This window comes from Mesorhizobium sp. IMUNJ 23033 (genome assembly GCF_044778005.1).
Taxonomy (GTDB): domain Bacteria; phylum Pseudomonadota; class Alphaproteobacteria; order Rhizobiales; family Rhizobiaceae; genus Mesorhizobium; species Mesorhizobium amorphae_A.
In genome coordinates this window covers 114,562-124,221 of sequence record NZ_JBJACT010000024.1, presented here as the reverse complement: position 1 = coordinate 124,221, position 9,660 = coordinate 114,562, and the positions used below count along the sequence as shown (strand labels likewise).

Annotated in this window: 9 protein-coding genes, 1 pseudogene and 1 riboswitch; of the genes and pseudogenes, 9 read left to right on the top strand and 1 reads right to left on the bottom strand. The window is 63.8% G+C overall.

What is annotated here, in order from left to right; translation table 11 throughout:
- The 6 genes and pseudogenes from ACFX5Q_RS23945 to ACFX5Q_RS23920 all read left to right on the top strand — a co-directional run.
- Positions 1–176, top strand: a pseudogene (locus tag ACFX5Q_RS23945) (S-(hydroxymethyl)glutathione dehydrogenase); the annotation flags it as partial.
- Between the two features lie 68 nt (positions 177–244).
- Positions 245–814 carry an S-(hydroxymethyl)glutathione synthase gene (gfa, locus tag ACFX5Q_RS23940; protein WP_006201602.1) on the top strand — a complete coding sequence of 190 codons (570 nt, stop codon included), beginning with the start codon at positions 245–247 and terminating at the stop codon, positions 812–814.
- Between the two features lie 64 nt (positions 815–878).
- Positions 879–1,346 (top strand): YaiI/YqxD family protein, encoded by a 468-nt coding sequence (locus ACFX5Q_RS23935; protein ID WP_404282001.1) that lies wholly within the window; start codon positions 879–881, stop codon positions 1,344–1,346.
- A gap of 3 nt (positions 1,347–1,349) precedes the next feature.
- The gene (locus ACFX5Q_RS23930) at positions 1,350–2,027 is read left to right on the top strand and encodes a DUF1345 domain-containing protein (RefSeq protein WP_404281999.1); all 678 of its coding nucleotides are present in this window, start codon (positions 1,350–1,352) and stop codon (positions 2,025–2,027) included.
- A 106-nt stretch (positions 2,028–2,133) separates the two neighbouring features.
- Positions 2,134–3,012 (top strand): cytochrome b/b6 domain-containing protein, encoded by an 879-nt coding sequence (locus tag ACFX5Q_RS23925; RefSeq protein WP_404281997.1) that lies wholly within the window; start codon positions 2,134–2,136, stop codon positions 3,010–3,012.
- A 1-nt stretch (position 3,013) separates the two neighbouring features.
- Positions 3,014–3,805 carry a molybdopterin-binding protein gene (locus ACFX5Q_RS23920; RefSeq protein ID WP_404281996.1) on the top strand — a complete coding sequence of 264 codons (792 nt, stop codon included), beginning with the start codon at positions 3,014–3,016 and terminating at the stop codon, positions 3,803–3,805.
- Positions 3,806–3,827: 22 nt separating this feature from the next.
- Here the strand turns inward: ACFX5Q_RS23920 and ACFX5Q_RS23915 are convergent, their stop codons facing one another.
- Entirely contained in the window at positions 3,828–4,829 is a 1,002-nt protein-coding gene (locus ACFX5Q_RS23915; RefSeq protein WP_404281994.1) for a hypothetical protein, read from the bottom strand.
- A gap of 294 nt (positions 4,830–5,123) precedes the next feature.
- Positions 5,124–5,210: riboswitch (glycine riboswitch) on the top strand.
- A gap of 148 nt (positions 5,211–5,358) precedes the next feature.
- On the opposite strand from ACFX5Q_RS23915, the gene gcvT reads away from it, so the two are divergent.
- Genes gcvT through gcvP form a run of 3 tightly spaced genes read left to right on the top strand, consistent with a single transcriptional unit; the run spans position 5,359 to position 9,658 of the window.
- On the top strand, positions 5,359–6,459 hold the full coding sequence (gene gcvT / locus ACFX5Q_RS23910) for a glycine cleavage system aminomethyltransferase GcvT (RefSeq protein WP_404281992.1): 1,101 nt from the start codon (positions 5,359–5,361) through the stop codon (positions 6,457–6,459).
- A gap of 6 nt (positions 6,460–6,465) precedes the next feature.
- Positions 6,466–6,834, top strand: a complete 369-nt coding sequence (gene gcvH / locus ACFX5Q_RS23905; protein WP_404281990.1) for a glycine cleavage system protein GcvH — start codon at positions 6,466–6,468, stop codon at positions 6,832–6,834.
- A 16-nt stretch (positions 6,835–6,850) separates the two neighbouring features.
- Positions 6,851–9,658: an aminomethyl-transferring glycine dehydrogenase gene (gene gcvP / locus ACFX5Q_RS23900; RefSeq protein ID WP_404281988.1), complete on the top strand. Its 2,808-nt coding sequence runs from the start codon at positions 6,851–6,853 to the stop codon at positions 9,656–9,658.
- The last annotated feature ends 2 nt before the right edge of the window (positions 9,659–9,660 follow it).

Genomic DNA, 9,660 nt, shown 5'->3' with positions numbered 1-9,660 from the left:
CCGCCTTCGGCGGCGCGCGCGGCCGCACCGACGTGCCGAGGATCGTCGACTGGTACATGGACGGCAAGATCCAGATCGACCCGATGATCACGCACACGCTGAAGCTGGAAGACATCAACAAGGGCTTTGATCTGATGCATGAGGGCAAGTCGATCAGGAGCGTGGTGATTTACTGAGGAGAAGAAAGCCGCCGACCGAAGGGCCAGCGACTGACGTTGCACAGGGTTCAACAAGGGAGGAATAAATGCCGGAAAAACTGCATCCGAAAATCGACAATGGCCTGCCCAGGGAAAGCGCAAGCTTTGCCGGCGGCACGCTGGTCTGTGCCTGCACCAGCAAGCCGGTGAAGGTGAAGGTCAAGGGCCAGATCGCCCATAACCACGCCTGCGGCTGCACCAAATGCTGGAAGCCTGATGGCGCGATCTTCTCGGTCGTTGCCGTGGCTGGCACCGGCGACGTCACCGTCGTCGAGAACGGCGACAAGCTGAAAGTGGTTGATCCAAGCGCGCTGATCCAGCGGCATGCCTGCACCGGCTGCGGCGTCCACATGCATGGCCCGGTCGAACGCGATCATCCGTTCAAGGGCCTGAGCTTCATCCATCCCGAGCGCTTCGAGGAGGACGGCTGGTCGCCGCCGGGCTTCACCGCCTTCGTCTCATCGATCATCGAATCCGGTGTCGATCCAAGCCGCATGGACGGCATCCGCGCCCAGTTGAAGTCAATCGGCCTCGAGCCCTATGACTGCCTCAATCCGGGCCTGATGGACTACATCGCCACCTGGACCGCGAAGAAGTCGGGCGCGCTGCCGGCCTGACAATTGTTCGATTTCAGGCATGGGGCCGGGCAAGTCTCGGCCCCATGCTCGTTTTGGAGAGACAATGCCCGCACCCGCCATCCTCGTCGATGCCGACGCCTGCCCGGTGAAAGCCGAGGTCGAAAAGGTCGCGGAGCGCCACGGCGTCGTCGTCACCTTCGTTTCTAACGGCGGCTTGCGCCCGTCACGCGATCCGATGGTCCGCAACGTCGTCGTCTCCAAGGGCGCCGACGCGGCCGACGACTGGATCGTCGACAATGCCAGGCCCAACGACATCGTGGTCACGGCAGACATCCCGCTCGCCGCCCGCGCGGTGGCGCTTGGCGCCCATGTGCTCGGCCCAACCGGGCGCCCGTTCACGCCGGAGACGATCGGCATGGCGGTGGCGATGCGCGATTTGAAGCAGCATCTGCGCGAGACCGGCGAAAGCAAAGGCTACAATGCCGGCTTCACGCCGCAGGACCGTTCGCGGTTTCTCGGCGAGCTCGACCGCATCTTGCGGCGAGCGCTCAAATCCGCCACACCGGATTGAAATATGACGACCGACACGCCCATCAAGACGCCCTCGCACCGGCACAAGCAGTTCGCGATATCTGCTTGCATTGGCTTGGCAGCGTTGGTCATCGCGCTTTTCTTGCGTGCACCGCTCGCCTATTCGATAGGCGCCAACGCGTTTTTCGGCACCTATATCACTCTCGTCGTCGCCCAGATGCCGCTGCTTACCGGCACCTATCTGAGCAAGAACGCGCGCGCCACCGACCAGCCGGTGCTGGTCATCTTCGCCGTCACGCTGATTGTCGTCGGCGTCGCCATCATCTCGCTGTTCCAGCTGATCAACCAAAAGGACAGCGCGGATTCGCTCCAACTCACCTTCGCACTGCTGTCGATCCCGCTCGGCTGGTTCACCATCCATGCCATGACAGCGCTACACTATGCGCATGTTTATTGGATGGACGACGAGGAGACCGGCGGCAAATCGAAACAGAAAAAGCCCGTCGGCGGCCTCGAATTCACCGGCAAGGAGCGGCCGGACGGCTGGGATTTCCTCTATTTCTCGACCACTGTCGGCATGACCTCGCAGACCTCCGATACCGAGGTCTCGACCACACAGATGCGGCGCATCGTGCTTCTCCATTCGATCCTGTCGTTCTTCTTCAACACCATCATCGTCGCCGCCGCGGTCAATCTCGCCGTCAACCTCGGCAGCCCGTAATAAAAACGTGATCGTGTGAAACATCGCTTGGGCCGGCGACGTATTGGGAGGAGAACGAACATCTGAGAGGCCGCGACGGGACGCGCGGACGGGAGTACAAAGGACGATGGAAACCGTTGCCAGGAGCCAACCAACCGTCGAGGCGGATGCCGCGCCGAAGGATGCGACGCTGATCTACCGGCAGTCGCGCTGGACGCGGCTGACGCACTGGCTGTGGGCGATCTCGCTGTTCTTCATGCTGCTTTCCGGCCTGCAGATCTTCAACGCCCGCCCCCAGCTCTACATCGGCAAGGAGTCCGGGTTCGACTACAACAACACCGTCTTCGCCATTGGCGCTGAAAACACCGCTGCCGGCACGCGCGGCTACACCGAGATCTTCGGCAAACGTTTCGACACCACGGGCGTGCTTGGCTGGTCGGGGCCGGCGGGCCAGGAAACCTCGCGCGGCTTCCCGTCCTGGGCGACCATTCCGTCCTATTATGACCTTGGCACCGCCCGCGTGGTGCATTTCTTCTTCGCCTGGATTTTGAGCACCACCTTGCTCGTGTGGCTCATCGCCAGCCTTATCAACGGCCATCTGCGCCGCGATCTCGCCCCGCGTCTCGATGATCTCAAGCGCCTGCCGCGCGACATTGTCGATCATGCCAAACTGAAGTTCCACCACACGCGCGAATACAACACGCTGCAGAAGATGGCCTATGGCGGCGTTCTGTTCGTGCTGCTGCCGCTGATGATCATCACCGGCCTTGCCATGTCGCCGAGCATGAATTCGGTGCTGCCGTTCCTCAACGATCTGCTCGGCGGCCGGCAGACGGCGCGCACCATCCATTTCGCGGTCATGGTGCTGCTGGTCGGCTTCTTCATCATCCATATGCTGATGATCCTCGCCGCCGGCCCGATCAACGAATTGCGATCGATCATCACCGGCTGGTACCGCACCGATCCGCCGGCGCATGGCGACAACACGCCCGAGAGGAGCGCCTGACATGGCGAAGTTCGAGATCAGCCGCCGGAAATTTCTCACCTCGGCCAGCCTCGGCGTTTCCGGCATCATGCTGTCGGGTTGCGATGCCTTTGACAGTGGGCTCGGCGTCGGCGACGGCCTGCGCAGTTTCCTCGAAGGCGCCAACGGCCTGACATATCGCGCGCAACGTTGGCTCGCCGGCCGCGACGCGCTGGCCCAGGAATTCACCGAGGCCGACATCCGCCAGCCGCAGCGGCCGAACGGCGTCACCGCGCCCGACGACGACACCTACAAGGGCCTGCTCGCCAACAATTTCGCCGACTGGCGCCTGGAAGTCTCAGGCCTCGTCGAAAAGCCGCTGTCGCTGACCCGCGAGCAGCTTCAGAACATGCCGAGCCGCACCCAGATCACCCGCCACGACTGCGTCGAAGGCTGGAGCTGCATAGCCAAATGGACCGGCACGCCGCTGTCGCTGGTGCTCGACCAGGCGATGGTCAAGCCACAGGCGCGTTACGTCATGTTCCATTGCCTGGACACGATCGACCGGAGTCTAGCCGGCGATATCAAATATTACGGCACCATCGACCTGATCGATGCCCGCCATCCGCAGACGATCCTAGCCTATGGTCTGAACGGCAAGCCGCTGCCGGTCGAGAACGGTGCGCCGCTGCGCGTCCGCGTCGAACGACAGCTCGGCTACAAGATGCCGAAATACCTCTACAAGATCGAGCTGGTCGACAGTTTCGCCGCGATCGGCGGCGGCCGCGGTGGCTATTGGGAGGACAATGGCTACGACTGGTACGCCGGGATTTGAAGCCGTCGACCGTTTCCGACGTCTAAGCCACTTTGTCGAGCAGCGGCTTCAGCGCCGGGTGGATTTCCGGCGAAGCGTGCTTGATCAGCGTCAGCAGCGCGCGCTCGTTCTCGCGTAGCGGCCGGCCCCCGCCGATTCGCTCGGCCAGCCATTTCGCTTCGCCGGCGTCGATCGTCTCGGCGCGGCGGGCGAGTGCCTCGGACGCCCGGTTCCTTGCTTCCCACTCGGTCTCGATATCATCCGGCGCGCGATAGGCTTCCATGATGGCGGCAAGACCGCCTGACACCATGCGGCCGAAGAAGCCGCCGATTTCGGCATCCGCCTGTTCGAAAAAGCTATCGCGGCGCAGCGCCACCTCGCGCGTCGGCGCCTCGTAACCGGCCGAGCACATGACAAAATTGGCGATCGCCTTGACGAACAGATCGTTCCAGGACGGGTCGTTGCTGGCCGCCGCGCTCCGCTCGTTGATCTTGAACAGCACCTCGGCCTCGGCGCGGGTGATGGCGATGTTGCCGTCGCCGCCATAGGCATAAAGGATGCGGCGCAACAGATCGACCTCGGCCTTGGCGATAAGGCCGGGGACCAGATCACCGCCGAGCATCAGCGGACCCTTGCCGTCGATCACCGCATGGCCGACCTGTTCCAGCGCGTAGGCGCAAAGCTTGCTCGGCGACGATTTCGCCTTTTCCAGCACATGCACCAGCAATTCGAGCTCGATGCGGCTGTCGACCATGCCGTCGCGCGAGATCGTCTGGACCAGCCAATCGGCATTGCCCTCGGAAATGTAGCCCGCCGGTTTTTCCTGATGGACGATGTAGTCGGTGATCGCCTCGACGAAGAATTCAGGCCATTCCTGGCACTTGTCGCGAGCCGTCGCGTCGAGCGCGAACAGCGCCTCGGCCTCGCCGCGGCTCACCACACCGTCGCCGAACACCTCGCGGCGCAGCATCGTCACGTCCTCGGCCGTGATGCGATTCTTCGAAGTCAGTCCCGCCACCGGCGCGCTCATGATCAGTTCGCCCATTTTTCTTGTCCCCGTCCGCGCTGGCTGACGCCAGTCGCAAGCCACCACGTCGACCAGCATATCAGCAGTGTCTTGAGAATCCGGCAAACGGCGTGGTTAGCGAAGACTTGTCGGCCAATGCATGTCGCCCAAAAGTGTGCCGCGGTTTTGGGAGAACGGCATGCATCAAAACAAAGATCTAAAGCGCATCGCCTGAATCCGTTTCAGCGCGACGCGCTTTAGATGTCGCTGGCAGGTGACAAGGTGTCGTTCACGGGCTATGGATGATGAGTCGAGGGCTCATCGTTTGAGTCCTACCTGTTTGCGGGAGAGAGCAGCGAGAGCTGCCGCCGAAGGGGAAATCGCCCGAAATCTCTCAGGCAAAAGAACCGTAGACGGGAAAGACACTCTGGAAAGTCGGGGCTTGCCCCCGCGCCGAAGGTGTAAGCGCTGCCGACAGAGTTACGGGGCGCGAGTCTCTCAGGCTTCAGACAGAGGGGCACGGACTGGTCGCCATCAGCGGCCGATTGCGTGCGACTCTGGAGAAGACATGACGGGCGAAGACACCAAACACCTCCCTCTCAAGGATCTGCACACGGCCGCGGACGCGCGCTTTGGCGCGTTCGCCGGCTGGTCGATGCCGCTCACCTATCCGGCCGGCGTCATGAAGGAGCATCTCCACACCCGCGAGCATGCCGGACTGTTCGACATCTCGCACATGAAGCTGTTCGAGGTCAGCGGTTCCGCTGCCGCGGCACTTCTCAACCGCGCCTGCCCGCTGGATGCCGTTGCGCTTGAGATTTCCCAGTCCAAATACACCTTCTTCCTCAATGAGGCCGCCGGCATCATCGACGACCTGATCGTCACCCGCCTCGGCGACGAGCGCTTCATGGTCGTCGCCAATGCCGGCAATGCCGTCACCGACGAAAAACACCTGCGCGCGCTGGCCGAAGATTTCGACGCAAAGGTGGACGCGCTCGACCGCGTCTTCCTGGCCATCCAGGGTCCAGAAGCCTGGGCAGCCCTTGCCCGCGCCGGCATCGAGACCGGTTCGCTCCTGTTCATGCACGGCATCGAGCCCAGGCAGAACTGGTTCATGAGCCGCTCCGGCTATACCGGCGAAGACGGCTTCGAGATCGGCCTGCCCGAAGCGGACGCGCGGAATCTGGTCGCGAAGTTACTCGAAGACGAGCGCGTGCTGTGGATCGGCCTTGCCGCCCGCGACAGCCTGCGGCTGGAAGCAGGGCTCTGCCTGCACGGCCAGGACATCACGCCGGAGATCGATCCGGCCAGCGCCGGGCTGATGTGGGCGATCCCCAAGGATGTTCGCGCCTCGGGTTCGTTTATCGGCGCCGACGCGCTGCGCGCAATCGTTGAGCGCGGCGCAGCGCAAAAACGCGTCGGCCTGAAGCCGGAAGGCCGCCAGCCGGTGCGCGCGGGAGCGGCCCTGTTCGACGCCGACGGCAATCCAGCCGGCCACGTCACCTCGGGCGGCTTCGGCCCGTCGGCCGGCCATCCGGTCGCCATCGGCTATGTCCACACCGCGCTGGCCAAGCCCGGCACAAAACTTTTCGCCGATGTGCGCGGGACGAAAATCCCGATCGAAATCAATCCCCTGCCCTTCACACCTCATCGCTACCGCAAAGGATAAGTCCCGATGGCAAAGACCTATTTCACCGAAGACCACGAATGGCTCCGCGTCGAAGGCGGCATCGCCACGGTCGGCATCACGGACTACGCGCAGGAGCAACTCGGCGATCTCGTCTTCGTCGAACTGCCCGAAATCGGCAAGAAACTGAGCAAGGGCGATACGGCGGTCGTGGTCGAATCCGTCAAGGCGGCCTCGGACGTCTACGCGCCCGTCGATGGCGAAATCACCGACGCCAACAGTTCGTTGTCATCGGATCCATCGCTGGTCAACTCGGCCGCGACCGGCGACGGCTGGCTGTGGAAGATGCGGCTCGCCAATGAAAGCCAACTCGAAGGCCTTCTGGATGAGGCGGGTTACAAGGCCCATATCGGCTGATAGCAGGATCATGACAATGAGCGCAGCACCCTACCCCTTTTCCGCCCGCCATATTGGCCCCGGCCTCAATGATATCAGAGCGATGCTGGCCACTATCGGCGTTCCCTCCGTCGAGACGCTGATCAGCCAGGCCGTGCCGCGATCGATCCGCCTCGACTTGCCGCTGACCCTGCCTGCGCCGGCCAGCGAAGCTGAAGCGCTGGCCGAATTGTCGGCGACCATGGCAAAGAACACGGTGCTTAAGAGCTTCATCGGCGCCGGCTACCACGGCGTCCACGTGCCGCCTGTCATCCAGCGCAATCTGTTCGAGAATCCGGCCTGGTATACGGCCTACACGCCCTACCAGGCCGAGATCAGCCAGGGCCGGTTGGAAATGCTGTTCAACTTCCAGACCCTGGTCGCCGAGCTGACCGGCCTGCCGGTAGCATCGGCCTCGCTGCTCGATGAGGCAACCGCCGTCGCCGAGGCCGTCGGCATTGCGCTGCGCCTTCGCGACAAGCGCACCAAGGTGGCGCTTGCCGGCACGCCGCATCCGCAGACGCTGGATGTCGTGCGCACCCGTGCCGAGCCGCTCGGCACCGAAGTCGACGGCGAAACGATCGACGACAATACCGCGGCCCTGCTCGTCTCGTGGCCGGATACGTTTGGCGTCTATGGCGACCACAAGGCGGCAATCGAAAAAGCCCGCGCCCTTGGTGCGCTTGTCATCTTCATTGCCGATCCGCTCGGCCTGACGCTGACCGACGCGCCGGCGAAGCTCGGCGCCGACATCGCCGTTGGCCCGATGCAGCGTTTTGGTGTACCGATGGGCTTTGGCGGCCCGCACGCCGCCTATTGCGCCGTCTCCGACAAACTAACCCGCCTGATGCCCGGCCGCCTCGTCGGCCAGTCCACCGACAGCATGGGCCGCCCGGGCTACCGGCTCGCCCTGCAGACACGCGAACAGCATATCCGCCGCGACAAGGCCACCTCCAACATCTGCACCGCGCAGGCGTTGCTTGCCAATATGGCGACCGCCTATGCGATCTGGCATGGCCCCGCCGGCCTGCAGGCGATTGCCGGGCGCATCCATGCGCTCGCCAGCCGCCTGGCTGCCGGCCTCGAGGCGTCAGGCGTTTCGGTGCTCGGCACCAGCCGCTTCGACACCGTGACAGTGGAAGTGAAAGGCAAGGCCAAGGCGATTGCCGCCGCCGCCGAAAAAACCGGCCGGCTGCTGCGCGCTATCGACGCCGACCATGTCGGCATCAGCTTCGACGAGACCTCGACCGAGACCGATCTGGAGGCGATTGCCGCGCTGTTCGGCGCCAAGGCCGGCGCTGCCGGTCCCGGCACCCTGCCCGGAAAACCGCGCGGCAAGGAGTTTCTCAGCCAGCCGGTCTTCCACGACAACCACTCTGAAACCGAGATGATGCGCTTCCTGCGCCGGTTGGCCGACAAGGATCTGGCGCTCGACCGCGCCATGATCCCGCTGGGATCCTGCACGATGAAGCTCAATGCCGCCGCCGAGATGATGCCGGTGAGCTGGCCGAGCGTTGCCAATTTGCATCCCTTCGCGCCGGCCAGTCATTCGGCAGGCTACCGCGCGATGGTCGGCGAACTGGAAGGCTGGCTGTCGGAGATCACCGGTTTCGACGCGGTCAGCCTGCAGCCCAATGCCGGCAGCCAGGGCGAGTATGCCGGATTGCTCGCCATCCGCGCCTATCACCGCTCGCGCGGTGAGGGCCATCGCACCGTCTGCCTGATCCCGTCCTCCGCGCATGGCACCAATCCGGCCAGTGCGGCGATGGCGGGCATGAGCGTTGTCGTCGTACGCTGCTCAGAGGACGGCAACATCGACATGGACGATATGCGGGCCAAGGCCAATGAGCATTCCAAGAATCTCGCGGCGCTGATGTTCACCTATCCCTCGACGCATGGCGTCTACGAGGAAGGCGCGCGCCATCTCTGCGCCCTTATCCACGAGCATGGCGGCCAGGTCTATTTCGACGGCGCCAACCTCAACGCCCTGGTCGGCCTCGCCCGCCCCGGCGATATCGGCGCCGACGTCTGCCACATGAACCTGCACAAGACCTTCTGCATCCCGCATGGCGGCGGCGGTCCGGGCGTCGGCCCGATCGGCGTCAAGGCCCATCTGCAGCCCTATCTGCCGGGTCATGTCACCGAGGGCTCGGCGCATGCCGTGGCGGCCGCACCCTTCGGCAGCGCTTCCATCCTGCCGATCACCTGGATGTACATCCGCATGATGGGCGCTTCCGGCCTGAAGCAGGCTACGGAAACCGCCATCATCTCGGCCAACTACGTGGCGACGCGGCTCGCGCCGCACTTCCCGCTGCTCTACAAGGGCAGGCACGATCGCATCGCTCATGAATGCATCCTCGACACGCGCGTGCTCAAGGAGAGCGCCGGCATCAGCGTCGACGATATCGCCAAGCGGCTGATCGACTATGGCTTCCATGCGCCGACCATGTCGTTCCCGGTTGCCGGCACGCTGATGGTCGAGCCGACCGAATCCGAGCCCAAGCGCGAGCTCGACCGCTTCTGCGAGGCGATGATCGCGATTGCTGGTGAGGCAGCCAAGGTGGCGAAGGGCGAATGGCCGCTTGCCGACAATCCGCTGGTCAATGCACCGCACACCGCGGCGGAAGCGCTGGCCGTCGAGTGGTCGCATCCCTATTCGCGCCTGGAGGCCGCCTATCCGGCGGGTGATGCCGACAGCGCGGCAAAATACTGGCCGCCGGTATCGCGCATCGACAATGTCGCCGGCGACCGCAACCTCGTCTGCTCCTGCCCGCCGCTGTCTGAATATCTGGGCGCCGCCGAATAATT

Excerpts from the sequence above, each read along its gene's own strand:
- gfa (WP_006201602.1), top strand. The coding sequence starts at position 245 with ATGCCGGAAAAACTGCATCCGAAAATCGACAATGGCCTGCCCAGGGAA.
- ACFX5Q_RS23935 (WP_404282001.1), top strand. The coding sequence starts at position 879 with ATGCCCGCACCCGCCATCCTCGTCGATGCCGACGCCTGCCCGGTGAAA.
- ACFX5Q_RS23930 (WP_404281999.1), top strand. The coding sequence starts at position 1,350 with ATGACGACCGACACGCCCATCAAGACGCCCTCGCACCGGCACAAGCAG.
- ACFX5Q_RS23925 (WP_404281997.1), top strand. The coding sequence starts at position 2,134 with ATGGAAACCGTTGCCAGGAGCCAACCAACCGTCGAGGCGGATGCCGCG.
- ACFX5Q_RS23920 (WP_404281996.1), top strand. The coding sequence starts at position 3,014 with ATGGCGAAGTTCGAGATCAGCCGCCGGAAATTTCTCACCTCGGCCAGC.
- ACFX5Q_RS23915 (WP_404281994.1), bottom strand. The coding sequence starts at position 4,829 with ATGGGCGAACTGATCATGAGCGCGCCGGTGGCGGGACTGACTTCGAAG.
- gcvT (WP_404281992.1), top strand. The coding sequence starts at position 5,359 with ATGACGGGCGAAGACACCAAACACCTCCCTCTCAAGGATCTGCACACG.
- gcvH (WP_404281990.1), top strand. The coding sequence starts at position 6,466 with ATGGCAAAGACCTATTTCACCGAAGACCACGAATGGCTCCGCGTCGAA.
- gcvP (WP_404281988.1), top strand. The coding sequence starts at position 6,851 with ATGAGCGCAGCACCCTACCCCTTTTCCGCCCGCCATATTGGCCCCGGC.